25 protein-coding genes are annotated in these 23,827 nt (G+C 44.1%); 12 read left to right on the top strand and 13 right to left on the bottom strand.

Annotated features, from left to right (window positions below):
- Nucleotides 1-43: 43 nt before the first annotated feature.
- The 4 genes from R7M72_RS06340 to R7M72_RS06325 all read right to left on the bottom strand — a co-directional run bounded on the left by R7M72_RS06340 (nucleotide 44) and on the right by R7M72_RS06325 (nucleotide 2,895).
- Nucleotides 44-433, bottom strand: coding sequence for a cytochrome b562 (locus tag R7M72_RS06340; RefSeq protein WP_021035869.1), 390 nt, complete (start codon nucleotides 431-433; stop codon nucleotides 44-46).
- Nucleotides 434-589: 156 nt separating this feature from the next.
- On the bottom strand, nucleotides 590-1,342 hold the full coding sequence (locus R7M72_RS06335; RefSeq protein ID WP_033906857.1) for a phosphatase: 753 nt from the start codon (nucleotides 1,340-1,342) through the stop codon (nucleotides 590-592).
- Nucleotides 1,343-1,425: 83 nt separating this feature from the next.
- Nucleotides 1,426-1,872 (bottom strand): SRPBCC family protein, encoded by a 447-nt coding sequence (locus R7M72_RS06330; RefSeq protein WP_005375065.1) that lies wholly within the window; start codon nucleotides 1,870-1,872, stop codon nucleotides 1,426-1,428.
- Nucleotides 1,873-1,971: 99 nt separating this feature from the next.
- Nucleotides 1,972-2,895, bottom strand: coding sequence for a DMT family transporter (locus R7M72_RS06325; protein WP_025768592.1), 924 nt, complete (start codon nucleotides 2,893-2,895; stop codon nucleotides 1,972-1,974).
- Nucleotides 2,896-3,023: 128 nt separating this feature from the next.
- Here R7M72_RS06325 and R7M72_RS06320 point away from each other — a divergent pair, with 128 nt between their 5' ends.
- Both R7M72_RS06320 and R7M72_RS06315 read left to right on the top strand, forming a co-directional pair.
- Nucleotides 3,024-3,917: a LysR substrate-binding domain-containing protein gene (locus R7M72_RS06320; RefSeq protein WP_053307935.1), complete on the top strand. Its 894-nt coding sequence runs from the start codon at nucleotides 3,024-3,026 to the stop codon at nucleotides 3,915-3,917.
- Nucleotides 3,918-3,990: 73 nt separating this feature from the next.
- Nucleotides 3,991-5,049 (top strand): serine protease, encoded by a 1,059-nt coding sequence (locus R7M72_RS06315; RefSeq protein WP_315957291.1) that lies wholly within the window; start codon nucleotides 3,991-3,993, stop codon nucleotides 5,047-5,049.
- Nucleotides 5,050-5,065: 16 nt separating this feature from the next.
- On the opposite strand, the gene fliJ is transcribed toward R7M72_RS06315, so the two are convergent.
- The 8 genes from fliJ to R7M72_RS06275 are packed head-to-tail and all read right to left on the bottom strand — an operon-like array spanning nucleotide 5,066 to nucleotide 13,089.
- Nucleotides 5,066-5,506 (bottom strand): flagellar export protein FliJ, encoded by a 441-nt coding sequence (gene fliJ / locus R7M72_RS06310; protein WP_005384016.1) that lies wholly within the window; start codon nucleotides 5,504-5,506, stop codon nucleotides 5,066-5,068.
- A gap of 24 nt (nucleotides 5,507-5,530) precedes the next feature.
- Complete coding sequence (gene fliI, locus R7M72_RS06305; protein WP_005375057.1) at nucleotides 5,531-6,877, bottom strand: flagellar protein export ATPase FliI; 1,347 nt, start codon at nucleotides 6,875-6,877, stop codon at nucleotides 5,531-5,533.
- On the bottom strand, nucleotides 6,870-7,625 hold the full coding sequence (gene fliH, locus R7M72_RS06300; RefSeq protein WP_005375050.1) for a flagellar assembly protein FliH: 756 nt from the start codon (nucleotides 7,623-7,625) through the stop codon (nucleotides 6,870-6,872). Before fliH ends, fliI begins: the two co-directional genes overlap by 8 nt.
- A gap of 4 nt (nucleotides 7,626-7,629) precedes the next feature.
- A complete protein-coding gene (locus R7M72_RS06295; protein WP_005375048.1) occupies nucleotides 7,630-8,643 on the bottom strand; it encodes a flagellar motor switch protein FliG in 1,014 nt (337 codons plus the stop codon).
- Entirely contained in the window at nucleotides 8,612-10,363 is a 1,752-nt protein-coding gene (fliF, locus tag R7M72_RS06290) for a flagellar basal-body MS-ring/collar protein FliF (protein WP_005384024.1), read from the bottom strand. The genes R7M72_RS06295 and fliF overlap by 32 nt, the downstream gene beginning before the upstream one ends.
- Before the next feature lie 3 nt (nucleotides 10,364-10,366).
- Nucleotides 10,367-10,723 carry a flagellar hook-basal body complex protein FliE gene (fliE, locus tag R7M72_RS06285; protein ID WP_005375045.1) on the bottom strand — a complete coding sequence of 119 codons (357 nt, stop codon included), beginning with the start codon at nucleotides 10,721-10,723 and terminating at the stop codon, nucleotides 10,367-10,369.
- A gap of 15 nt (nucleotides 10,724-10,738) precedes the next feature.
- A complete protein-coding gene (locus tag R7M72_RS06280) occupies nucleotides 10,739-12,070 on the bottom strand; it encodes a sigma-54 interaction domain-containing protein (protein ID WP_165935329.1) in 1,332 nt (443 codons plus the stop codon).
- Complete coding sequence (locus tag R7M72_RS06275; RefSeq protein ID WP_315957294.1) at nucleotides 12,070-13,089, bottom strand: OmpA family protein; 1,020 nt, start codon at nucleotides 13,087-13,089, stop codon at nucleotides 12,070-12,072. Before R7M72_RS06275 ends, R7M72_RS06280 begins: the two co-directional genes overlap by 1 nt.
- Nucleotides 13,090-13,468: 379 nt before the next feature.
- On the opposite strand from R7M72_RS06275, the gene R7M72_RS06270 reads away from it, so the two are divergent.
- The 9 genes from R7M72_RS06270 to lafA all read left to right on the top strand — a co-directional run bounded on the left by R7M72_RS06270 (nucleotide 13,469) and on the right by lafA (nucleotide 21,679).
- On the top strand, nucleotides 13,469-14,287 hold the full coding sequence (locus R7M72_RS06270) for a FliM/FliN family flagellar motor switch protein (RefSeq protein ID WP_136976830.1): 819 nt from the start codon (nucleotides 13,469-13,471) through the stop codon (nucleotides 14,285-14,287).
- Nucleotides 14,284-14,655 (top strand): flagellar motor switch protein FliN, encoded by a 372-nt coding sequence (gene fliN / locus R7M72_RS06265; protein ID WP_005375038.1) that lies wholly within the window; start codon nucleotides 14,284-14,286, stop codon nucleotides 14,653-14,655. Before R7M72_RS06270 ends, fliN begins: the two co-directional genes overlap by 4 nt.
- A gap of 18 nt (nucleotides 14,656-14,673) precedes the next feature.
- A complete protein-coding gene (fliP, locus tag R7M72_RS06260) occupies nucleotides 14,674-15,432 on the top strand; it encodes a flagellar type III secretion system pore protein FliP (protein WP_005375037.1) in 759 nt (252 codons plus the stop codon).
- 12 nt (nucleotides 15,433-15,444) lie between these two features.
- Complete coding sequence (gene fliQ / locus R7M72_RS06255; RefSeq protein WP_005375036.1) at nucleotides 15,445-15,714, top strand: flagellar biosynthesis protein FliQ; 270 nt, start codon at nucleotides 15,445-15,447, stop codon at nucleotides 15,712-15,714.
- Complete coding sequence (gene fliR / locus R7M72_RS06250) at nucleotides 15,714-16,490, top strand: flagellar biosynthetic protein FliR (protein ID WP_005375027.1); 777 nt, start codon at nucleotides 15,714-15,716, stop codon at nucleotides 16,488-16,490. The genes fliQ and fliR overlap by 1 nt, the downstream gene beginning before the upstream one ends.
- Complete coding sequence (gene flhB, locus R7M72_RS06245; RefSeq protein WP_005375025.1) at nucleotides 16,487-17,614, top strand: flagellar biosynthesis protein FlhB; 1,128 nt, start codon at nucleotides 16,487-16,489, stop codon at nucleotides 17,612-17,614. Before fliR ends, flhB begins: the two co-directional genes overlap by 4 nt.
- 31 nt (nucleotides 17,615-17,645) lie before the next feature.
- Complete coding sequence (flhA, locus tag R7M72_RS06240; protein ID WP_005375024.1) at nucleotides 17,646-19,736, top strand: flagellar biosynthesis protein FlhA; 2,091 nt, start codon at nucleotides 17,646-17,648, stop codon at nucleotides 19,734-19,736.
- A 19-nt stretch (nucleotides 19,737-19,755) separates the two neighbouring features.
- Nucleotides 19,756-20,526, top strand: coding sequence for an EAL domain-containing protein (locus R7M72_RS06235; RefSeq protein WP_005375023.1), 771 nt, complete (start codon nucleotides 19,756-19,758; stop codon nucleotides 20,524-20,526).
- 301 nt (nucleotides 20,527-20,827) lie between these two features.
- Nucleotides 20,828-21,679, top strand: a complete 852-nt coding sequence (gene lafA, locus R7M72_RS06230) for a lateral flagellin LafA (RefSeq protein ID WP_005375019.1) — start codon at nucleotides 20,828-20,830, stop codon at nucleotides 21,677-21,679.
- Nucleotides 21,680-21,749: 70 nt separating this feature from the next.
- On the opposite strand, the gene R7M72_RS06225 is transcribed toward lafA, so the two are convergent.
- Nucleotides 21,750-22,037 carry a hypothetical protein gene (locus R7M72_RS06225; RefSeq protein WP_025768597.1) on the bottom strand — a complete coding sequence of 96 codons (288 nt, stop codon included), beginning with the start codon at nucleotides 22,035-22,037 and terminating at the stop codon, nucleotides 21,750-21,752.
- Between the two features lie 416 nt (nucleotides 22,038-22,453).
- Between R7M72_RS06225 and fliD the strand changes: the two genes are divergently transcribed.
- Nucleotides 22,454-23,800 (top strand): flagellar filament capping protein FliD, encoded by a 1,347-nt coding sequence (gene fliD, locus R7M72_RS06220; RefSeq protein ID WP_005375015.1) that lies wholly within the window; start codon nucleotides 22,454-22,456, stop codon nucleotides 23,798-23,800.
- Nucleotides 23,801-23,827: the final 27 nt, after the last annotated feature.

Raw genomic sequence — 23,827 nt, 5'->3', positions numbered from 1 at the left:
GCGTAACCCACTGCCACGAGCAAATGCTCCGCTCAGTAGATAATTAGCCGAACAACTTGCTCCAAATGCTTGGATTGCGCTTGTCGTGGTACTCTTCACGAAGACTATCGATTTCACGCAGTTGAGCTTTTGCTTCTTGTAGCTTGCCCGCATCAAGATCCGCTTCAATCTTATCTAGTGTTACCGTCAGCTTGTTAAAGCCTTCTAAGTAAGTATCAAACTTCTCTGGTGGGTAATTACCACGCTTAGATTGTTCAACAATCGCTTGCAAGCTATCAATCGCAGATTTCATGGTTTCAACATCAGACGCTTCCGCCGCCTGTTTGAATTCCATCTTCATCTGTTTCATGTTTTGTTTTAAATCAACCGCTTCTGCCATTGCGTATGTTGAGCCAAACGCAATCGCACACCCTAGGACTAAAGGACGTAACATTTTTCACTTCTCCATTTATAGTGCCGAATTCTGTGTCGGCTTTATTCACCCAAATAACCTACGCCATAAAAGGCGAAAAACTAGCTTAGTTGAGTATTTCCGGGTCGCAGTGTAAAGCAATCTGGCGTCGGGTGCATACCTTAAATGTAATCAAGTTTATGCGTTGAGAATGCTGTCATATTCTGCAATTGGTTTACGGCCTCTCAAAGCTAAGAAAGACAAAAACTGCTGAGCGGTGTGAGTAATCACTTTCTTGCTATCAATACCCACTTTGTCCATTAACTCTCCAACCAACTCCAGATTACCAACATCGTGACAGAAGTGCGCGTCACTGCCCGTGGTGAAGAAAACACCGAGATCTTTCCCGATTTGTGCAATCTCGTGGCAACGGTCTACGCTGCCTACTCGGCTGTTGCCTTTCAGCGTGGTGTTATTAATTTCAATCGCGACATTGTGCTCTTTCGCGCACGCTAAAACGGTCTGAAAATCAAAGTCGAAATTTGGATTACCAAGATGACCGAGCGCATCAATACGACCACTCTGAATGACATTAACAAGTGCTTCCGTGTGAGTTTGCTTGTTTGCAGGACGAAAAACGGGTTCATGAAAACTCGCGATCACCCAATCTAAGTTGCGGTCCACACTCAGTGGAATATCAATGTCGCCTTCGGTATTCATAATGTTAGATTCAACGCCACGAATAATCGCAACGCCTTCAAGAAAGCGAGGCAGAATTTTCTGGTTCGAGAAGAACCAGTAATGAGGCGCACCCGGCATTGATTCTGCGTGATCGGTCGTGCAGAACATATCCAGCCCGTTCTCTTTTGCCAACTTTGCATTTTCAATCAAGGTACTGTACGCGTGACCACTTGCGTACGTATGTGTATGGGTATCAACTTTAAATTCCATCATCCACTCTCTTAGGTGCGCTATCTTGCGTGCTATTGTATACCTTCAGGCAACGCATCGTCAGCCCAAGATAAGCAAGAACCCTAAGCTTGCTCTTCACTAATGGCTTTTATCAAGGGTAAAGCTTTTTCCCATCCGTGATTAAACATGGAAACAAAGTCGTTGTGAGTATGAATGGTAACATTGAGTAGTAAACGATCGTTGTTGGTATCGATCTGGTAGATCTCTCGCGATCCGATCCACCTAGATGCTAGGTCAGCATCGAGTTGTTGACGATTATCCGGATTAAAAATGGCAACATGATGAAATTCAAGTTTTTGAAGCGGTAGCACCGTATCTATGATCGCCCTTGTCCCGCCCATATCTGGATCAAAAAAAGTGATGCCACCTCCTTCTTCCCAAGCTCCTTCAAATTGAGACTGCGGTGAAAAGGCTTGTGCCCAACGTTTATACAACTCAACATCGGTTAGCACTTCCCACACTCGTTGCGGTGTCGCCGAAATTTCGACGTAATAATTTAGCGTAAGCATGATTTCTCTCCCTGAACCTTTCTTGACGCTAGCCCATACTCAGGAAAAATCAAACCACACGACCAATTTATCTACCTGCCCCCTTCATTTTCCGACAGACTAAGAAGTTCTCGCTTGTAAACCGCCACTGCGATGCGCCGTAAAACGAACCCAACATGTGTTCAGTATGATTGCGAGCACTATTAAACTCATCCCAACAATTTGACTTTGACTCATTCGGTCTTCAAAAAACAGGCTCTGCCAAACCGCAGTGAACAATAAGTTAGTAAAAATGAGTGGCGCAAGTTGAGAGCCACTGCTTGCCAGTTTATATGCTTTGGAGCGAAAAACTTGGGTGTTAATGATCATCAGAGACATCATACCGATCCACAGCGTATTTGAAGAAATCTCAGGCGCCATAACACTCATATTAAGTAACACGTCGAAGTCGTTAAACAAAGTTAGCGGCAACAGAAATACGGCAGCAAAACCAAACGCCCAAAAGTTGATTTCTAGCGGCGACATATTTGTTTTACTCACTTTATATAACGTAAGCTGAGAACCAGAATTGAAGAGTCCACCAGCCAAGCCGAGCAATAAATCCGCTCGCCATGTAATCTCACTTCCACCGCCCGCCAACATAACCACACCAGTGAACGCCATTGCTAAAGCCGCCAATGTTGAAACACGAATGCGCCCCCTCATGAACAGCTTTTCAACCAAGGGAATAAATAATGGGCCAGTAGCAAACAAAACGACCCCCTCAACGAGCGTTAACGTTTGTAATGACGCGATAAAGCAAAGTTGTGACAAACCGATACAAAGAGCACGCAATAAAATAGGCTTTAGCGTGCCCGCTTTAGGAAAGGTAAGGTTTTTCACACGAAGTAAGATAAGCAAGATAAGCGCAGGCACCAAAAAACGTAAGAAGCTAAATAGTGTGACGGAAAGTTCGCCTGACAACTGCTTTGCTAACAATCCAGTAACAGATAAGCTTAACGTAGACATTAACATGAAAAGGATAGATTTATTTACAGCATTCATTCAATACTCCTTAATATATGGAGCATTTTAAAAGACATCACTTATAGTAAATAGCGAGTAATATTAACCATTGATGTAAGAAAAACTTACAGTTTAACTTATCTATCACCAGCTACGGTTTTTAAATTATGCGGAAACTAGTCCCCTTAAAGTCCATCTACGCATTTGTTGCAGTAGCTGAGTCTGGCAGCATGACAGAAGCAGCACAGATATTAAGTGTGAGCCACTCAGCCGTAAGTCAGGCGATTAAATCGCTGGAGAGTCAAGTCAACAAGCCTTTGTTTGATCGCATAGGCAGACAAGTTCAACTCAATGCGGACGGTAAAAAGTATTACCGAAAGGTGGCACCCGCTTTAGAGCAAATTGTCGATGCAACGGAAGCACTCATCCAAGATCAGAACTTGCAACGTGTTACGCTCAATATGGTGAATTCATTGGCTCTTCACTGGTGGATTCCTCGAATGTCAGATTTACAAGGGTTTGCTCCTCAATTAGACGTTCGTTTATCAAACCTGTCTGGCAGATTCAATTTAGAACAAGAAGGTATCGACGCGGCCTTGGTGCATGGAAATCCCGAAGAATGGCAGGATTACTACTGCGAAAAGCTCAGTGAAGATGAACTGGTTTTGGTGTGCAGTCCTGAATTGATAGCGAAGACAAAGGACTCAAACATCACTCAACTCTTAAAGCAATATCCCATCATTGAAGTTACTAACGAGCGAAGAAAAAATGACTGGAACGTGTGGCAGGACGCGACGGGTATCCAGCGACCTAAAAATAAAAAACCAATCACTTTTAACATGTCGATACAAGCCGTCCAGGCCACAACTCGTCGTTTGGGGTTATTGGTCACTCATCGCTTGTTTGTGAAGGATGACATCAAATATGGTCAGCTAATCGAGCTGGGTGAACCCGTCATTAATCCTCATCAACAGCTTTACTTTGTATGCCCGCCACACAAGCTAAAGCTTGAATCGTTTCATCTGTTGCGATCTTGGCTACAACAATCATTCAACTATTAGAAACTTTTGTTAAGCACATTCACTGAAAAACTAGTATAAAGTTAGAAGAGCACTTTTCATCCAAGGATGGTTTATGAAGCAGTATCAAATATGGCTAAGCGCACTCTGTTTTGCAGTATCTTTGAGTGCGACCGCAGAAGCAGAAAATGATAACCGCCTTTCAGAACAAGGGATCTCCACGGCAATTATTGGGGGTCAGCAGGCTACCCAAAACCAACTTCCTTTTTTTGCACGTCTTATTCTACATAAAACTGGCGCTAATCAGTTTGCCAATATTTGTGGGGGAACCATTGTAAACGACCGCTTCATTTTAACTGCGGCTCACTGCGTAGAACCAAGCGTTTTTACTGACGGCTGGACAATCAACGACCTACGAGTGTTAGTCAAAAACCCTACGATGAATGACGTGTTTGTTGAAGAATTCAAAGATGTTCGCTCTATCACGATTCATCCTGATTATGTGCCTAGCGATTTATGGATTAATGACATCGCTGTCCTTGAATTGACTCGCCCTATTACCGATAACGTTCAATCCATCACTTTACCGCAAGACTTTGGAGACTACAGCAGCAAGACGGTTTATCAGATATTCGGTTTAGGTCAGACCTCGACTAGTGATGAAAACGGGCCAAACTATTTGCGCTGGGCAGAAGTGAACCCCCTTACCGACACCCAATGCGCTTCGCTGGTAACAGGGTTTAATGCTCAGGAAAGTTTGTGTGCGAATGGATTTCCTGAGCGAAGCTACACTGGTATCTGCCGCGGTGACTCAGGCGGTCCCCTCACTTATCAAGACAATAATGGCATGTATCAGCAAATCGGTATTGTGAGCTATGGTTCTTCTGTTTGTGAATCTGCTGCGATTCCGAGTGTGTTTACTGAGGTTCTAAATTATACAACGTGGATTGAAGCCCAAACCAGTTCGGGAGTGAAAACTCGTTATAACGCCCTCTTAGCAAGTACAGAAGATTATCATAGTGAAGGCGATTCCGGCTTTGAACCAGAAGATACTAACACGTCGGGCTTTGACGATAACGGCAGAGGCGGCGGCGGTGCTCTCGGATCAGGGTTGATCATGCTTGGAGGCTGGTTTGGTTGGCTAAGACACCGCAGAAATGATTCGCGCTCCTAGTTGCGTCAACAAGACATCATAATATCTTGCGCTTAACGCGAGAGTTAATGATGTCTTCAATCATCTTTTGCTCTTTTTTCGCTTTTTCATAGTTCTGCTTAGTACGCCAACGCTCAAGCACTTTTTCTAACCCTTGAACGCGTGCGTGCTTGTGTTCTAGTGTTTTCTGTACAGATGCACATTCCGCTTGCATAACGGCTTGCTCTTGCTCGTGGTGACGAAGCATTCTTTGTAGCATTTGGTCAACACGATTAAAGTTCATCAAAGCCGCGCTCGTCAGCGTCGGGCCGGTTCGGGTTGATTGTCCAGCGTGGCCTTTCAACGCCGATAACTGTTCCAATTGCATTGAAAGATGGGAGTGACGCTGACGCATGGCATCAAGTTGTTGACCCACACGATCACGCTGTTTTTCTTCCATTTGCTGTAACTTGCCTACGGCTTTTAACTTGGATTTCATTTCAGCCTTGTCACTCCCATTTGATTAAGCACTTTGAAAAAGCTGCGCGAGCTCGGTCAAACTGGTTGGGTAATCTACAGACTCATTGGCAGCTTGTTGTAGATATGCACGCAAGTTTGGATACATAGCAACAGATTGATCTAACTCAGGATCTTGTCCTGGTTGATACCCCCCTAATGGCAGTAACTCTTTAACCTGAAGGTAGTTGGAGTACATTTGACGGAAGTTATTCGCAATCGTGCTGTGTGCGTCCTGCGTACAAGTATTCATACAACGGCTAATAGACGCGTTGATATCTATCGCGGGATAATGCCCTTGCTCAGCCAGTTGACGCGATAAAACGACATGCCCATCTAAGATGGCGCGCGCGGAATCCACGACAGGATCTTGTTGGTCGTCTCCTTCTGCCAATACGGTGTAAATTGCCGTTAAGCTACCATGTTGATTTTCACTGTTACCCGCTCGCTCTAGGAGTTGAGGTAACACGCTGAAGACTGAGGGCGGATAACCACGAGAAGCTGGAGGCTCTCCGAGCGAAAGAGCGATTTCGCGCTGTGCCATGGCGTATCGGGTTAGAGAGTCCATCAGAAGTAGAACGTCTTTGCCTTGGTCTCGGAAATACTCTGAAACGCGATGACAAAGTAGTGTCGCTCTTAACCTCATTAGCGGGGATTCATCAGCAGGAGCCGCGATAATGATCGCTTTCTTGCGCGCTTCTGGGGTTAAGTTTCTCTCGATGAACTCACGTACTTCTCTGCCTCGCTCACCAATAAGCCCGACCACAATTACATCGGCCTCCGTGTTTTTGGTGATCATCCCCATTAACACACTTTTACCGACGCCACTGCCAGCCATCAAACCAATACGTTGGCCTTTGCCTACCGTCAATAGTCCATTAATCGCTCGCACGCCTACGTTGAGTGGTGTATCAACTGGGCGTCGCTTCAGTGGGTTAATCGGTTTTGGTTCAAGTGAAACTCGATCTCCCCCCTTAAGCGGTGCCCCGTCATCTAACGGCTCACCTAAACCATTCAGTACGCGTCCTAACCACTGAGAGCTTAGCTGCACGGTACTGTCACCATCAAGAGGGATGACTTTTGCACCTGCAAACAGACCGCCTAAACGGCGGATAGGCATGAGGTAAGCAATAGTGTGTTCAAAGCCCACAACTTGCGCTTCGATCATATCGCCTTCCGCGGTTTCTACGAGACAACGCTGCTCAAGCTTAAACCGACACCCTACGGCTTGTAACATTAAGCCGTTTACTTTTATCAATCGCCCTGTTACGCGAGCAACAGGGATTGAATCGAGCGAAGCCAAGGCTTCGCTCAAACGCTCACTTAATAGTTCATGGCTTAGGGTATTACTCATGCTCAGACTCTACCTGTGGAATACTGACTTCATCCAAAAGGTGTTGCTTTACATTGTCCATACAGGCTTCCAAACGAGAGTCGCAGCTCGCATCCGCTTCTGCGTCATCAGTCACTAACTGACAGCCACCAATAGGAAGCTCCGTATTAGGGACCAGTTTCCAAGATTGCGGCAAATCAGCATTGATGTGAGTAATGCGCTCTAAATCTTGCGGATTTAAATGCACAGTTACTGTTTCCGCTTTACCAGGCATGGCAGACAATGTCTCGTCCACCAAAGCTAGGATCTGCTGAGGCATTAGAGTGAGCTCAGCACGAATCACTTGCTGAGCAACCTTTTGTACCAGTTCACAAATCATATGGCGTTGTTGCTGTTCTTTTTCATCTTGCCAACGAGAAAGGGCGTGAAAAAGTTCATTGACAGGCTTCGCCGCCTCCAAAAAGCCTTGCTTTCCAGACTGCTCACCGGAAACAAAGCCTTTTTGGAAACCTTCTTTTTGGCCTTCCAACAGACCTTGTTGCTTGCCCTGTTCGATACCTTGGCGTAAGCCTTCCTCATGCCCTTGTTGCAAACCTTGTTGAAAGCCTTCTTCAAGTTGCTGTTGGATGTCTATTTGAGGTTCTTGCCAGCCTTGGTTATCTAGCCCGAATTCGTCTTCGATAGTCTTAGGTTGCGCTAAAGGCGGAAAACGGTGTAAACGATACCCGCTCGGAGGCAATCGCATAGTACTTGATTTTGTCTCTAGCATGACCTTACTCCACCGTTGGCTCTTCATAGAGAAGCAGCTGAACTTCACCAGACTCATCCAGCTCACGTACCATTTGCATGATGTCTTGACGTGCTTTTTGAACTCGACTTAACGCAACAGCGCCGCGTGCGTCCATGTCATCTTCTAGCGCTTTCACCATACGTTGCGGCATTGAACGCTTAATAGCTTGTTGTAAGGTAATATCGGAACCTTTTAGCGCGACTGCCCACAACTCTAGCGGGATCTGCTGCACCAACATGTCCATAGTTTCTTCGCGTTGTCGGCCAAGAACCATAAAGTCGAACATGTTTTCTTCGATTGCATTAACAACATCTTCATCATGCAACTTCAGCATTTCCATCAATGAACCACGGTCACCTTCAAAGCGGTTAATGATATCTGCTGCTTGCTTAACACCTGATAACGGCGTGCTTTGACTTGCGGATACTTTTTCGATGCAACGCTCAACGAGTTCATGCAAATCAACAGCAACTTGATGATCGATATCTTGCAATTGAGCAATACGGAACAAGATTTCGTCATGGTAATCTTGTGGCAAGTGCTTCAATACCGCTGAAGAGCTGTCTGCTGGCAAATACGCTAGAAAAATTGCTTGCATTTGTGGGTGCTCGTTCACAATGAAACGAGCGAGAGTTTCTGCTTCCACCCACTGTAAGCGCTGCATATTGTTGCGAATTTCATCGCCATATAAGGTATTTAATAACCCTTTTGCCAAATCGTTACCCAACGCTTTGCGCAATGTATTAGATAGGTATTCCTTAGAGGCTCCTCGAATACCGCTGTGCTCACGGAAATCTTCAAAGAAAGTTTGAATAACACCACGAGCAGAATCGCTCTTAATGCCATTTAACTTCGCCATTGCACGAGTCACACGCTGGGTTTCATCACGGCTAAAGTGTTGCAAAACCTTCGCTGCGGCATCCTCGCCCATGCCTAATAGCACGAGCGCGGTTTGTTCAACATAACTAAGCGTCTGCTTTGATAGAACTGTGTTCATTGATGTTTACCCATTGTTTCAGTATTTCGGCTACGCGCTCTGGCTCTTCATTAGCAATAAGCTGTAGGTGTTTCAATTGAATTTCTAATGGCGAACCTGCTGGTGGTAGCATGTCGCTGTTTACATCTAAACCTGAAGAGGCTGAGATGCCTTTTTCAGATAGGCGGCGATCAAGTACTTCTTCATGCTCGCGCTCTTCACGCGTTTGCAAGTTTTCGTAGTCAGGTTCTTCCTGAGGCTCAGCAAAATTTAGCTCAGGCACAGGTTTATCAACGCCAGTTAGGTGCATGATTAATGGACGCAGTACGAAGAAGATCATCGCCAAGCCTAACAAGCCACCAATAACGTAGCGTATTGGCTGCTGTACTGTAGGGTCTTGCCACCACGGCAGTGCAGGAGGAGCATCAATTTCAATTGGGGTGAAGTTGAAACTCATTAAACTTAAGCTGTCACCACGTGTGGCAGAGATACCAACAGCATCCATGATCATGTTTGAGATTTGCTCTTTATCGGCTTCACTCCACGCCACACCATCTGGCGAAGCTTTGGAGTTCAACAGAACCGATACACTAAGCTTTTCTATTTGGCCTTGTTGGTATTGAGTACGACGAACACTGCTCCCTACAGCATATTGACGATTCACTTCAGATCGCGCATTCGTGTTTTGGCTATCGTTCGTTTCCACTTCACCAGATCCTGTCACTGGCGGTTGGTTACTTAGAGAACCAGGAACACCCAACGCAATTTGATCAACCGAGTTGTTATGAATGGTGTGCTCATTACGCACAACCGGTGCGTTATCCAAAATTTCTTGTGTTTCTTCAACTTGGCTAAAGTCCAGATCGGCAGCGACTTGTACTCGGAAGTTACTCGGCCCCACAATCGGCGTAAGCATATCTGCTGCGCGTTGGATGATCTGTTTTTCAACACTCTTCTGGTATTCAAGATATTTCGCATTTACTTTACCAGCTTCCGCAGAAGCGACATCCGCACTAAGAAGACGGCCATACTGGTCAATGACAGAAACAAATTCTGGCTTCATTGCCGTGACACTGCCGACCACTAGGTTAATGATCGCTTCAACTTGTTCAGGCTTTAAGTCTTCACCAGGTTTGAGCTCAAGCATGACAGATGCTGAAGGATTCTCACTGTTTTGGCGGACGAATAGAGTTTGACGAGGTATTGCTAAATGAACACGCGCGTTCGCTACTGAGTTCAAAGACATGATAGTACGTACTAACTCACCTTCTAAACCATGACGATAACGCGCCGTTTCCATAAATTGGCTCGTACCAAGAGAGCTATCTTCCTTGAGCGAATCCAAACCTGTCGGCAGCTTAGCTTTAACACCTTTTGATGCAAGCAACATGCGCACCTTCGCAACCTCACCTTCTGGTACAAGAACTTGTCCATTTTGCTCTTGCATGCGGTAGCTTACGCCTTCGCTTTCTAATACCGACACAATTTCGCCGATATCAAAACGCTCTTGTTGGCTATATAGCGGACGAAAGCTCTGCGAGGAACTCCATAGTGCAACCACAATAATCGCTGCAACAATCGCAGCTAACACCGCAGATAGCACTAAGTTTCTCTGACTGCTAGACCAGATTTGCTTCAGCTTCGTTGTCACATCGTCCATGCCGTTGGCAGTAGAAAATGTCTGTGCTGTGCCGGTAGCCATAGCTGTGTTTCCGGCGACTTGGGGGGTTAGTTCTGACATGAATTACACCGGCATCTTCATAATATCTTCAAATGAGGTCACGACTTTGTTGCGCACTTGCATCAAAGCATTAAAGGACAAGCTGGCTTTTTGGCTCGCGACCATTGCACCAACTAGGTCATCACTTTTTCCTGTTTCTACGGCCGTCATTTTTTGACTAGCCACTGATTGATGTTGATTCACTGTATCCAACACATTTGTCATCGCTTGTGAGAACGATAAAGGTGCGTTTAGTGATTGTTGATCTAAAGGATTTGCACTCACGATAAACTCTGGCGGCTGCACTTGTGCCTGCATCGCCTGCATTTTTGACAACATAAGTTGCTCTGCCGAGACCGCATGAGTAGGTTGACTTGCCATCTATTTTTTCTCCTATTAGGCAGCCGAGCCTAGTGCCGACTGTAAATCAATACCATGTTCTCGCATTGCTGCGAGCTTGTAGCGTAGCGCTCGAGTAGAGACTCCAAGCGCGTTTGCGGTTTTCGTTCGGTTTCCACCAAACTGACGTAACTTTTCCAAAATAAACTGATATTCAGCTTGCTTCTTCGCTTCTACATGACCAAAACTTGAAGTTGGCTCTGCTGTAGGAACTGACGCGACAAGCTCAATAGGCAGCATCAGGTCATGGGCTGTAATGTAATCACCATGACGCATGACCAAAGCGCGTTGAATGATATTTTCCAACTCACGAATATTGCCCGGCCAGTGATACTGACTCAGCGCACTAATCGCATCTTGGGATAAGTGACAGCGGCTGCTATCTTGATACTTTTCAATAAAGAATTGGCTAATCGGTAGAATGTCCTCTTTTCTTTCACGCAAAGGCGGCCAGTGCAGAGGCAGCACATCTAATCGATAATAAAGATCTTCACGGAACGTGCCTTTTTGAACTTCCTCACGTAAGTCTTTGTTGGTTGCCGCAATAACACGAATATCGAGCTGAACGGCTTTATGGCTACCAACACGTTCTACTTCACGCTCTTGAAGGACGCGTAACAATTTAGCTTGAACCGCAGGTGACATTTCACCAATCTCGTCAAGCAGAATCGTCCCGCCATTTGCTTCTTCAAACTTACCGCTTTGAGAATTTGTCGCTCCGGTGAACGCGCCTTTTACATGACCGAATAGCACAGCCTCTAACATTGACTCTGGAATGGCGGCACAGTTAACCGCCACAAATGGACCATTGATACGCGGAGAGTGCTCATGCACATATCGCGCCAGCACTTCTTTACCCGTTCCCGATTCACCTGTAATAAGCACACTCGCGTTAGTACATGCTGCACGATGCGCCAATTGCAGAACTTGTTTGCTTCTCCAAGACTCCGCAACAATGTTGGCCATTGGCTTACCTAACGCTTCAACACGTTTAAGCAGATTAACCAACTGATTAGATTCAAATGGGCGTAATAGATAATCAGTAGCGCCCGCTTTCATCGTCTCAGCAGCCAAGATGCCTTGTTCTTGGTCGACAATCGCAATAACAACACCCGAATTTCGCTGCTTTTGGTGACACGCGACAAACTCACGAACACACATATCCGGCAGCGTAGAGCTCACTAAAGTGATTTCTGCTCGCTCTTCAAGCAAAGCGCCTCGACCAGTACGAGTGTGTTTCGCGGTGTAACCTGCATTTTGCAACACATCCAATACTGGTTGAGCAAGAGCTTCATTTGGCTCAACCAACAAAATTTTCGTTTTCGTCATCATTGAACCTTAACTTTCGTTTGTTGATTTTGTGATTGTAGATCTGGGTAGTGTTTCGCAGCCGTATACTCGTTGTCCCTCACTAAACGCAGGGTGACACGTCGGTTTTTTGCTTGGCCATTAACCGAGTTATTGCTGGCAATTGGGTAACGTGAACCATGAGCTCGTGTTTCGATCATCGACTCGTCGACCCCAAGCTCAATCAAAGCGTTGGTGACTTGCTCTGCTCGAGTACGTGACACAGAAAGGTTCGTTAAACTTGAACCAACGTTATCGGTGTGACCGTCGATGAGGATTTTGGTCACTCGATCATCCACAGATACATAGCTATACAGCGCTTCTAGTGTTGCTTTCTGTCCACGACTTAACGTCTTCTGACCAAACTCAAATGAGAGCGCCATATCCCTTGCCTCTGAAAAAGACAATTTAGGCAATCGCGCGCGACACGCATTAAATGATTTCAATGCGTTTTGAATTTGAAGAGTAGGAATCACAATCTCTGAAACAGAGGAAGCATTACTTCCTTTAAGTGACAGCGTCACCCAACTACCCGAAGCAATTGAATCCATGAATTCTTCAGCGCCTTTATTAAAGATGAAACGCTGAGACGGCTTAGTAAATTCAAGGGAGCCAAATTCTTTTCTATAAAGCTCATTACTCCAAGGAGCATTTTGAGTTGTTAAAGCAATCGTTTTCCATTTATTGTTTTCATATTCTATATCGGAAATAAAATAGAATTTATCATTAGGTTCCGCTAGGAAATAAAACTTCCCATAGTCATTATTTGATTGCAACAAGTTGCACTTGAATTTATTTCCCTCATATGTCCATTTAGAGAGGTCCATAGGGATTGTTAAGACTTCTTCTGAATATGACACTTTTGAAAAAATAAAACTGATAACAATAATTGTGTTACAAATTATCAAACGGACATGATTCATGTATATCTTACATTCCCATGACTTAAACCGTTTAATTAAATATGCCACCAAGCCGAGAGAACTGGCATAGCTAATCATTTTAATTACCTATTCTGAATATTAAAATTGGTTACAAAACGCTCAAGAGAGCACGCTTAGCCTCCAATGGAAGCTTTAAGCATAAAAAACAGTATCTTATAATTTATTTGTTTGAAGTTGTTGTTACGCCATAAAGGCAATTTAAAAAATCTATAACAACTAAAACGCTCAACATTGTTATTTTATTTATTAAGCGATTTATAAAGAAAACTAACTCTTTTTAAATTTCATTAAAAGATTATGACTATATGAACAAAGCAACATGTGAACTAAAGTCACAATCTTAGAGTTTGGAGCTAAAAGATCATTAAAATTTCTGTGTAGACTACACGCCATTAAGTTAAAACACTTTCGATTGTTAACGCACGGTAAAATATAAATGGAAAATAGAGTTAGCGAGCCTATTTCTGATAGTCAACTACTTGATGTAGAATTATTAGGCAAACCTATTCATATCATTCGTGAGAAGCTCGATAATTTAATTTCAGAATCTTGCTCAAACCTTACGACTGAATTACAAAATTGGCTCAGCACAGGAAAAGTGGAAGCTAGCTTAACCTCAGTAGACTTGCACCGCTTTACATCGGTTGAGATGGACAAAGAGCAAACGTCGACCTATCAACATCAGGAAGGCGGCATGGTATTCATCCATGGTAACCCCCACACGCTCATAAAGTTGGCTGATAGATTTTATGGTGCAAGTGCAGAGCGCTCAGCCGCTACTCTGACGGCCAGTGACTTACGTTTACAAGAGCGCATCAGTCGAACCATCATCGGTTGGCTTGCTCCTGGTGAAATGTGGGATACGGGTGAGTATGAGACCCCTAGAGGTATTGGCATTAACGTTCAATTAAACATTGCGTTTGACGATCATCAAGGCTCAATTCACCTCAAGCTAGATGGTCATCTTATTCAAACGCTGATCGAGCAGCTTGAACTGCAGCCTGATACCGATTTGTTTCAACCTTTCTGTCGTTCTTTAGAGACGACCCCCGTTCGACTGAACGTTGTTCTAAGTAAAAAGAAGATGCCTTTAAGTGATGTGGTTGGTTTACAACCCAACGATATTTTACCTATTGAGCTTCTTAACACGGTTCCAGTAAGCATTGGCAACCAATCTCTATTTACAGGTCGTATTGCCGAGCAAGACGGCCAACTTGTTTTGATCTTTAACCCTGATAAGGAACCGCAGCGATGAGCGAAGCGCTAGAAACTAATGCATTCGACGCAGAAGAACTGAACTTTGATGATTTTCAATTAGAAGACTTTGAAGCCGAAGATACGCTCCAACAAGAACCAGCCACTGCGGAACGTGACCTTAGCTTTTTCAAAAGCATTCCTGTCACAGTCACGCTGGAAGTTGCGAGTAAGGAGATCCCACTTGGGGACTTAATGAAAGCGGGTGAAGGCACGGTTATCGAGTTGGAAAAGCTCAATGGCGAGCCTTTAGACGTGAAAGTAAACGGTTCTCTTATGGGCCACGCTGAAGTTGTCGTTGTCAATGATAAGTATGGACTTCGTCTGATCGATGTACATGACTCTGCATTGAGTGGCGTTGGTCAATAATCTTAGGTAGGCATCACAATGAAAAATCTGAGCGCTTGGCACCGTTGGTTACCTCTTTTGGTATTGGTGTCACTTTTGTTTGCTTTCCCAACAATGGCGGCTGACAACGGCTTAACTATCTTGTCCGTTTCTGATGGCGACACACAACAAGAATACAGCGTTAAACTGCAAATTCTGTTGTTGATGACGGCGCTCAGTTTTCTTCCAGCATTTATTTTGATGGCGACGAGCTTTACTCGAATTGTCGTTGTCCTTGCGATTTTGCGCCAAGCTCTTGGTCTTCAACAAAGCCCACCTAATAGAGTGTTGGTCGGGATCGCTCTCGCATTGACGTTGCTGATTATGCGCCCTGTCTGGAGCGATATTTATGAAAATGCGTTTCAGCCATACGACAACGGCGAAATCACGCTAATACAGGCTTTTTCTGTTGCAGAGAAGCCAGTGAGAGAGTTCATGCTGGCACAGACGCACCAAAGCTCTCTTGAACAAATGTTACGTATTGCCAATGAGCCTCTCGACCAAAACGTTGAGGATATTTCATTTGCCGTTGTCTTGCCTGCATTTGTCATTAGTGAACTGAAAACCGCCTTCCAAATTGGTTTTATGCTTTTCATCCCGTTTTTGGTCATCGACTTGGTTGTCGCCAGTGTCCTGATGGCAATGGGTATGATGATGCTATCACCTTTAATTGTCTCACTTCCCTTTAAGTTGGTGGTATTTGTACTCGTGGATGGTTGGGCAATGACAGTTGGCACCTTATCTGCCAGCTTCGGTTAACTAGGAGCAGTTATGACCCCAGAACTAACCGTAACGTTATTTTCCGATGCAGTATGGCTGATCATTTTGATGGTTGCCGTATTGGTTGTTCCAGGCTTAATTGTCGGTTTGTGTATCGCCGTATTTCAGGCTGCCACACAAATCAACGAGCAAACACTCAGCTTTTTGCCACGTTTGCTCGTTACCTTATTAATGGTGATTTTTGCAGGTCACTGGATGCTACGTAAGATCATGGAACTGTTTGATTTCTTGTTCCACAACATACCAGGGATGATTGGCTAATGGCCATCACATTTGCAGAGCTCTCGGCGATACTCGGTCAACTCTGGTGGCCGTTTTTTCGTGTGGGAGCCGTATTTATTTCAATGCCTTTCTTTGGTGATGCGATTATTCCTGTTTGGGTTCGTACTTTACTGGCCCTCTCGATCGTTGTCATTACTGGACCGTTAATGCCACCCATGCCACAAGTCGAGTTATTCTCTATGACTTCCCTGTTCCTTGCTTTTGAGCAAGCTATTTGGGGAGTAATGTTTGGGTTAATTTTGCACATGCTCTTTAACGTTTTCACCATGCTTGGCCAGGTGATTTCTCTGCAAATGGGCTTAGGTATGGCGATGATGAATGATCCTATTAACGGGCTTTCTGTCGCCATTTTGGGACGCATATTTCTGATTTTCTCAACCTTGTTGTTCCTCGCGCTAGAAGGACACTTACTCGTCATAGATATCGTGATTCAAAGCTTTGTTGTTTGGCCAGTCGGATCTGGTATCACATCGCTTTCTCTGCAAGGTGTTGTCAATATTTTCGGTTGGATGTTTGCCTCTTCACTAGCTTTGGCTTTGCCCGCTATTGTTTCCATGCTTCTAGCCAACATCAGTTTTGGTGTAATGAACCGAGCCGCACCATCACTTAATGTCTATGCGTTAGGTTTTCCTATGACGATGCTGCTGGGTCTATTCAGCGTATTAATCTCAGTTTCTGGTGTTCCTGGTCGCTACACGGCGCTCGTTCACGACACCATTAGACACTTGAGTAACTTTATGTTGGGGGGAGCATGAGCGATCAATCTTCTCAAGACAAAACTGAAAAAGCCTCACCGCAGAAGGTAAAGAAAGCCCGCCAGGAAGGACAAATTCCTCGCGCGAAAGAGTTTACTACTGCGGTGATATTTCTAGCGGTGGCGCTCTACTTTTACTCTCAGCTTAATAGTATTTGGGAAAGCATGTCGGGTATCTTTCGCTACAACATGATGCTGACGCGAGCCGACCTAGAAAATCCTAAACAACTTGTCGAGCAATTGGGACAAAGTTTAGCGGTCATCATAGACATGCTATTACCATTGTTTACCGTCATTATTATCGTGACCTGTGGTAGTAGCCTTGTGCTAGGCGGCTGGATGTTCCGTCCCGCGAACGTAATGCCAAAGCTCAGCAAAATTAATCCTTTGAGCGGGATAAAGCGCATTTTTTCGACCCGCTCAGTGGTTGAGCTCTTAAAGTCAACGTTCAAAGTAGCCGTGATATTCGGCATCTTATATGGCTATTTAGACAACCACTTACAGCCATTACTTGGCATGCAAAATCTCCCGCTCAGCCAAGGTTTTTCTCTAGTAATGTCAATTCTGTTTGAAGGCTTACTCTTAATGGGCTTCGCCTTGTTGTTATTTGGGGTTATCGACATTCCTTATCAGCGTTGGGAACACCTAAAAGAACTCCGCATGACGAAACAAGAATTGAAAGAGGAATTTAAAAATAATGAAGGTCGTCCGGAAGTAAAACAACGTATTCGTCAAATACAGCAACAGTTTGCGCGCCGTAAGATCGATAAAATGGTGCCGACGGCTGACGTGATCATCACAAACCCAACGCACTACGCAGTCGCACTGAAATACGAGCCTTCGCTTTCTGACGCGCCCTTTGTCGTCGCAAAAGGCGTAGACGAAACTGCTATGCACATTCAACGTATCGCCCGAGAAAACAAAGTGGAAATCATTAACTCCCCGCCACTTACCCGTTCGATTTATCACACGACGGCGATTGAACAAGCAATCCCAAGCCAACTGTACATCGCAGTGGCACATATTCTTACTTACGTTTTGCAATTGAAAGCCTTTCGTAAAGGTGAGGGAAAAGAGCCAATTCCTTTACCTCATTTTTCGATTCCAAAACATTTGCAGCACTGATTAACCCGCGTTTATCCAAGGACACGAAAGTATGCTTAACCGGTTAAAACAACTTCAAACATCAACCAAAGGCTACGTTGGCATTCCAATCGTCTTGCTAATGATATTAGCAATGGTGATTCTTCCTTTGCCTCCTCTGCTACTGGATGCGCTGTTTACCTTTAATATCGTCTTAGCAATCCTAGTATTGCTGGTCAGCACAACCGCAAAGCGACCATTAGATTTCTCTGTTTTTCCAACTATTTTGCTGGTCGCAACATTATTACGTCTCACATTGAACGTGGCTTCTACGAGAATTGTACTCCTAGAAGGACATAATGGTGGTGACGCAGCGGGTAAGGTCATTCAAGCATTCGGTGAAGTCGTCATTGGCGGTAACTACGTCGTTGGTATGGTGGTGTTCGTCATCTTGATGATCATCAACTTCGTCGTAATCACCAAAGGTGGTGAACGTATTTCTGAGGTTTCAGCCCGCTTTACGTTGGATGCTTTACCAGGCAAACAAATGGCAATTGATGCCGACTTAAACGCTGGCCTTATCGATCAGGAAACGGCTCGCTTACGCCGTAAAGAAGTCGCCAACGAAGCCGATTTTCATGGTTCGATGGATGGTGCATCAAAGTTTGTGCGTGGCGATGCCATCGCAGGTTTGTTGATTCTGTTTATCAATATCATTGGTGGTATTAGTATTGGTGTCTTCGAGCATGGACTCGCTGCGTCTGACGCCTTTAAAACTTATGCCCTACTCACAATCGGTGATGGTCTAGTTGCTCAAATTCCTTCACTACTATTGGCAACGGCTGCCGCGATTATCGTTACGCGAATTAATGATAGCGATAATGGCATGTCGGAAACCATGCAAAAGCAATTACTGGCAACTCCTGCAACGCTATTTACTGTCGCAGGTATTATGGCGGTAATCGGTATGGTACCGGGTATGCCACACCTAGCCTTTTTTGCGTTTGCTGGCGCATTAGCGTTCGCAGGGTGGCGTCAAACCAAGAAGCCAGTGCAAGACTCCCAGATTGAAGAGGTCGAAGCACTTTCACAAGCGATGCAAGACGATGATACACCGCTGACATGGGATGATATTCCTCACGTCCAAACATTATCACTTGCGCTTGGTTACCGACTCGTCCATCTAGTCAACAAAGAGCAAGGGGCTCCTTTATCACAACGTATCCGCGGTGTGCGTCGAAACCTTTCTGAACAAGTTGGCTTTTTATTACCTGAAGTTCGTATTCGTGACAACCTAAGCCTCAAGCCAAACCAATACACAATTTCTCTAAATGGCGAAGTCATTGAGCAAGGTTTTATTGAACCAGAGCGTTTAATGGCGATAGCGGTTGGCGAAACTTACGGTGAGGTAGATGGCATTTTGGGTAGCGATCCTGCTTATCAGTTGCCAGCTGTGTGGATTGAGCATCAAGATAAAGCAAAAGCACTTAATATGGGTTACCAAGTTGTCGATGATGGCACTGTTATTGCCACTCATATTAGTAAAATCATGAAGACAAACCTTGCAGAATTGTTTACGCACGACGATGTGGAAGCAATAACCCAGCGTTTGACACAACAAGCCCCGAAACTAGCAGAAGCATTAGCAGCAGCACTTAATCCAGCGCAGCAGCTGAAAGTATATCGTCAGCTTTTATTAGACCAAGTGCCACTAAAAGATATTCGCACGATTGCCAACACAATGTTGGAATCCGCGGAAAATACAAAGGACCCGATCCTACTTGCATCTGATGTGCGCTGTGCACTAAAGCGTACGCTTGTTAACTTAATTGCAGGACAAAAGAACGAGTTAAATGTCTACGCACTGTCTGATGAGCTAGAACAAATGCTACTAACTTCACTGCAACAAGCACAATCTTCTGGTACGGTAACACTAGATAGCTTCCCAATTGAGCCAAACATTCTTGGTCAGTTCCAACAAAACTTGCCATTGATCAGACAACAGCTTAAGCAACAGGGGCTACCTCCGATCCTTCTCGTTATGCCACAGCTGCGCCCTCTTCTAGCGCGTTACGCTCGTACATTTACACAAGGGCTGGCAGTATTGTCTTACAACGAAATCCCAGAAAACAAACAAATCAATGTGGTAGGAAACCTTGGTTAATCTTATTTCAACACATGCGATGTACGAACATTTGGTTGGTCTCGCAGTACAACATATCGTCACGGATGACGATCAATTAGTCTTTGATGCTTTAAAACACAATGATGTCCAACACGCATGCCAAGCAATTAGGGAAGCTCAATCAGGGGAAGTAGAATTCCAACACCTGACGTTGAGATTTGGTATGCGTGGAGAACAAAGTGTCTATCAATTCAAACTCTCTGAACAAATGCAGTACTGCCTGGATTTGTTCAGTCTTTACCTTGCACTAAGACAAACACAATTTCAGTTAGAAGCCTTTCACCACGACTTGATTAGTAATGTTGTCGTGCCGATTCGCGTTGATGCATTACTGTGGGAGCCTGGGGTTTATTTTCTCGAACAGACGATTCAATTCCACTCTTCTGCTTTTCAACATGTGATTCCTTCTCTTCAAGCTGATGAAACGTTATGTGATCGTGATAAAGTCGCCACACTCACCAAAAAGTTAAAAGAGAATGCATATTCACTTTGGTTTGAAGTCGCGACATCGCAAGTGAACTTCGAGCGCGTCGCAGACTTTAGTCCCGATATGATCAAATTGTCAGTCACACTAGAAGATAAAGAAGAAAGACACGCTTTCCTACCTATTGCTAAGTTCTTAAGAAAGCATAAATATACTTGGGTTGCCGGACGTGTAGCGAGTCAAACGGAACTTAACCGTTATCGTTTATTGGGTGCCAGTTATTATTTTGGTTATTTCAGCGATATCCCAACCTCTCTCTCCTTTCAGTCTTTTGATGAGGAATAGTTGAAACTCAACCATTTATATTTAAAACAGCACGATTTATTCGTGCTGTTTTTTTATTTATAACGGATAACCACAAGATCATTGGGCAATAGTTTCTTTAACTTAACTAAAAAATTTAGGCTTATATGATGATTTCCCCGGTTTTCATGGAATACAAATCACTAAAAATCATCAATTTTTATCTTTTTTAGAAATTTTTTAATTTTCAAATTAATCATTAAAGCCGACCGACCGCCTCTAGTTAGTGACAAGGGAATATCCCGAGGCCTGAAAGATATAGTGACTAACTAAGGAGACTAAGATGGCTTTATCAATGCACACTAACTACGCTTCGCTTGTAACTCAAAACACAATGAACACAACAAGCGGACTTCTAAACACAGCAATGGAACGTCTAAGCACAGGCTACCGTGTGAACTCAGCTGCTGATGACGCTGCTGGTCTTCAAATTGCTAACCGTCTAGAAGCGCAAACACGCGGCATGTCAGTAGCAATGCGTAACGCACAAGACGGCATCTCTATGATGCAAACTGCTGAAGGTGCGATGGATGAAATGACAAACATCGTTTACCGTATGAACGACCTTGCTACACAATCGTTGAACGGTTCAAACAGTGCAACAGACCGTGCGTCTCTTAACAAAGAGTTCACACAGCTTACTGCAGAACTAAACAACATCGTAGACAACACTAAGTTCGGTGGTCAAAACCTTCTTAAAGGCGGCGGCTTCGGTGCAGGTGACGTAACATTCCAAATCGGTGCATCTTCTGCTGAAACATTGACTGTAAGCGCAAGCGCAGGTATCGGTGAAATCACTACTATCCTTGCTGATGCAGCAATTACAGATGGTATCGATGACGCGACTAAAGCAAAAGCAGCACTAGACAAAATCAGCGGCGCTGACGGTCTAGTAGAAAAAATTGGTAGCTCTCGTGCAGACTTCGGTGCGAACATCAACCGTCTTGAGCACACTATGGCTAACCTTGGTAACATGGTAGAAAACGTTACAGCATCTAAAGGTCGTATCATGGATACAGACTTTGCAGTAGAGTCTTCAAACATGACTAAGAACCAAATGTTGATGCAAGCAGGTACAACTGTTCTGTCTCAAACTAACCAGCTTCCAAGCATGGCAATGTCACTACTACGCTAATTACTTAGTTAATAGTGCGCTTAATTTAAATCGTCTTAATTATAAAGCCTTCCTATGGAAGGCTTTATTTTTATCTACGAATATAAATAGAGCTCGTATTATCTTTGTGAGGTTCAGGCACTCTGAATCCGAACTTCAACATAATATTGAATAAAACCTTATTAAACAGTTCTAATTCTATCGTCTCTAATTTACTTCCTATTTTACTATCTCTAAGTTCAGGAAAATTGAACTTAGCTTCCTTTAAGATACTAGCTATCTCATCAGAATTGATGCTCTGTTTACTTAATAGTTTTTTGTTAATGAACTCTTCATATGCACGAGCACATTTCATCAATCGTAACGCAAATTCATTCATAACTGACATTCTTTGAAACGTAAAAAATTTAATTTTTAGTGAGAACACTTGCACATCGCACTATCAAAAATAATATCAGAACGCAATTAATGCACTCTGTAAGAATTATCTGAATCAAGCTGAAGTAAAGGCTGAATATAACGTCTAATTAAAACATCTCTCCTAATTAGAACCGTCAATACAATTAAATATTTTCTTTGTTTAGGTCGCCTTTTCTTATAAGGAAATTACTTTTTCCATGGAGGAAGGCGGAACAAACAAGGTGGAAACACCACTTCCTCCCAAGAAAATAAAATAGATCTAAACCTTTGTTTTAATTGAATTTAATATACGGCACGCATCTTGCCACTGATAATTAAACTAAGGCGTAGCATTCAAAGTATTCAAGCCAATAAGAGATGAGAGGAGCACACCTCATGAGTTCTTTAGACCCAGTAAAAATGGCAACCCAATTCGCACAATTGGACACAAACCCATTCAAAAACCGTTACCAAGCGCAAGCTAATGTGTACCAGTCACAACTGTCAGCTTTTAATAAAGTTGAAAGCGCACTACGTGATTTTCGTACTGCAATGAAAGAGATGAATAACAGCACAAACAGCATCATCAAAAACAGTGCGACACTCTCTCAAGAAGGTAACTTTACTGCAAACGCGGATGCTAAAGCGCTAACGGGTAACTATCAGATTTTTGTAGAAAAAGTGGCAACGGCGCATCAAGTATCTACAGGAATGCCTGCAGACCTTGAGGCGACGACAGAAGTACCAACAACTGGATCTTTAGAATTCACCATCAACGGTGAAACAATGACTCTAGACTTGTCCTCCGTTGATGTTAATGGTGACGGCACTGCAACGATCAGTGATTTAGCCAGTGCGATTAACAATCACACGGATAACCCTGGCGTTAACGCCACTCTAGTTCGCTCGAATGGTCAAACACACTTTATGCTATCGAGTACTGAGACTGGTGTCGAAAATAAGATCAACGTATCTGCATCGGGTACTGGCCAAGCGTGGTTTGAAGACGCCTTCACCAACCTCAAGCAAATCAACGCTCCGCAAGATGCGGTTATGTGGCTAGGTGCAAAAGACTCAGGCCTGAAACTAACCAACGCAAGTAATACTTTTGAAGGTGTCATCGACGGTGTTGACATTACCGTATCTAAACCGCAAGCCGCGGGAGATTCGCCAATCGGTTTAAAAATTGGAGCTGATAGCGAAGGCACTAAAGAACAACTAGATAAGTTTGTGGAAACCTACAATGCCCTTGTTTCGACTATCGATCAGTACACCCAAATTGGCGGTGAAGATCAGAAACGCGGCGTGCTCGCTAGCGACTCGACATTGCGTTCTATTGAGAGTCAGTTGACGGGGTTAATCCGAGGTGAACACAATGGTATGCGCCTAAGCGAAATCGGCGTGAGCCTAGACCGCAACGGTAAAATGAAAGTTGATCAAGAAAAGTTCAAAGAAGCTCAACAAACAAACAGCGCAGGCTTAGAGGCGTTGTTTAATGGGGATGACGCTTTGCTAGATTCTCTTGACGCGATGGTAGAGCCTTTCTTGAAGTTCTCATCAGGCACCTTCAGCACGCGTAAAGACGCAATACAGTCAAGCTTAGACCGAATCAAAGATAAACAAACCAATTTAGAGCGTAAGTACGAAATGTCGTACAACCGCTATCTCAAACAATTCACTCAAATGAATTCAATTATGACCCAAATGAACCAAACCATGTCCATGTTTAATGCTCAAAAATAAGACATTTGGTTCCAAATTTAGGAGAAA

Origin of the sequence: Vibrio sp. YT-18 (assembly GCF_033337345.1) — a bacterium.
Taxonomy (GTDB): domain Bacteria; phylum Pseudomonadota; class Gammaproteobacteria; order Enterobacterales; family Vibrionaceae; genus Vibrio; species Vibrio alginolyticus.
The sequence above is the reverse complement of the archived record's forward strand: the minus strand, read 5'-3'. Positions and strand labels throughout refer to the sequence as shown.

What these genes read in the sequence shown, in the direction of transcription:
- fliF (WP_005384024.1), bottom strand. Translation starts at nt 10,363, where the DNA reads ATGTCAGAACTAACCCCCCAAGTCGCCGGAAACACAGCTATGGCTACC.
- R7M72_RS06275 (WP_315957294.1), bottom strand. Translation starts at nt 13,089, where the DNA reads ATGATTAGCTATGCCAGTTCTCTCGGCTTGGTGGCATATTTAATTAAA.
- R7M72_RS06270 (WP_136976830.1), top strand. Translation starts at nt 13,469, where the DNA reads ATGGAAAATAGAGTTAGCGAGCCTATTTCTGATAGTCAACTACTTGAT.
- flhA (WP_005375024.1), top strand. Translation starts at nt 17,646, where the DNA reads ATGCTTAACCGGTTAAAACAACTTCAAACATCAACCAAAGGCTACGTT.
- R7M72_RS06295 (WP_005375048.1), bottom strand. Translation starts at nt 8,643, where the DNA reads ATGAACACAGTTCTATCAAAGCAGACGCTTAGTTATGTTGAACAAACC.
- R7M72_RS06320 (WP_053307935.1), top strand. Translation starts at nt 3,024, where the DNA reads ATGCGGAAACTAGTCCCCTTAAAGTCCATCTACGCATTTGTTGCAGTA.
- R7M72_RS06340 (WP_021035869.1), bottom strand. Translation starts at nt 433, where the DNA reads ATGTTACGTCCTTTAGTCCTAGGGTGTGCGATTGCGTTTGGCTCAACA.
- fliH (WP_005375050.1), bottom strand. Translation starts at nt 7,625, where the DNA reads ATGCTAGAGACAAAATCAAGTACTATGCGATTGCCTCCGAGCGGGTAT.
- fliJ (WP_005384016.1), bottom strand. Translation starts at nt 5,506, where the DNA reads ATGAAATCCAAGTTAAAAGCCGTAGGCAAGTTACAGCAAATGGAAGAA.
- flhB (WP_005375025.1), top strand. Translation starts at nt 16,487, where the DNA reads ATGAGCGATCAATCTTCTCAAGACAAAACTGAAAAAGCCTCACCGCAG.
- fliD (WP_005375015.1), top strand. Translation starts at nt 22,454, where the DNA reads ATGAGTTCTTTAGACCCAGTAAAAATGGCAACCCAATTCGCACAATTG.
- fliQ (WP_005375036.1), top strand. Translation starts at nt 15,445, where the DNA reads ATGACCCCAGAACTAACCGTAACGTTATTTTCCGATGCAGTATGGCTG.
- R7M72_RS06335 (WP_033906857.1), bottom strand. Translation starts at nt 1,342, where the DNA reads ATGGAATTTAAAGTTGATACCCATACACATACGTACGCAAGTGGTCAC.
- R7M72_RS06235 (WP_005375023.1), top strand. Translation starts at nt 19,756, where the DNA reads ATGTACGAACATTTGGTTGGTCTCGCAGTACAACATATCGTCACGGAT.
- fliI (WP_005375057.1), bottom strand. Translation starts at nt 6,877, where the DNA reads ATGAGTAATACCCTAAGCCATGAACTATTAAGTGAGCGTTTGAGCGAA.
- fliN (WP_005375038.1), top strand. Translation starts at nt 14,284, where the DNA reads ATGAGCGAAGCGCTAGAAACTAATGCATTCGACGCAGAAGAACTGAAC.
- lafA (WP_005375019.1), top strand. Translation starts at nt 20,828, where the DNA reads ATGGCTTTATCAATGCACACTAACTACGCTTCGCTTGTAACTCAAAAC.
- R7M72_RS06315 (WP_315957291.1), top strand. Translation starts at nt 3,991, where the DNA reads ATGAAGCAGTATCAAATATGGCTAAGCGCACTCTGTTTTGCAGTATCT.
- R7M72_RS06330 (WP_005375065.1), bottom strand. Translation starts at nt 1,872, where the DNA reads ATGCTTACGCTAAATTATTACGTCGAAATTTCGGCGACACCGCAACGA.
- fliE (WP_005375045.1), bottom strand. Translation starts at nt 10,723, where the DNA reads ATGGCAAGTCAACCTACTCATGCGGTCTCGGCAGAGCAACTTATGTTG.
- fliP (WP_005375037.1), top strand. Translation starts at nt 14,674, where the DNA reads ATGAAAAATCTGAGCGCTTGGCACCGTTGGTTACCTCTTTTGGTATTG.
- R7M72_RS06325 (WP_025768592.1), bottom strand. Translation starts at nt 2,895, where the DNA reads ATGAATGCTGTAAATAAATCTATCCTTTTCATGTTAATGTCTACGTTA.
- R7M72_RS06280 (WP_165935329.1), bottom strand. Translation starts at nt 12,070, where the DNA reads ATGACGAAAACGAAAATTTTGTTGGTTGAGCCAAATGAAGCTCTTGCT.
- R7M72_RS06225 (WP_025768597.1), bottom strand. Translation starts at nt 22,037, where the DNA reads ATGAATGAATTTGCGTTACGATTGATGAAATGTGCTCGTGCATATGAA.
- fliR (WP_005375027.1), top strand. Translation starts at nt 15,714, where the DNA reads ATGGCCATCACATTTGCAGAGCTCTCGGCGATACTCGGTCAACTCTGG.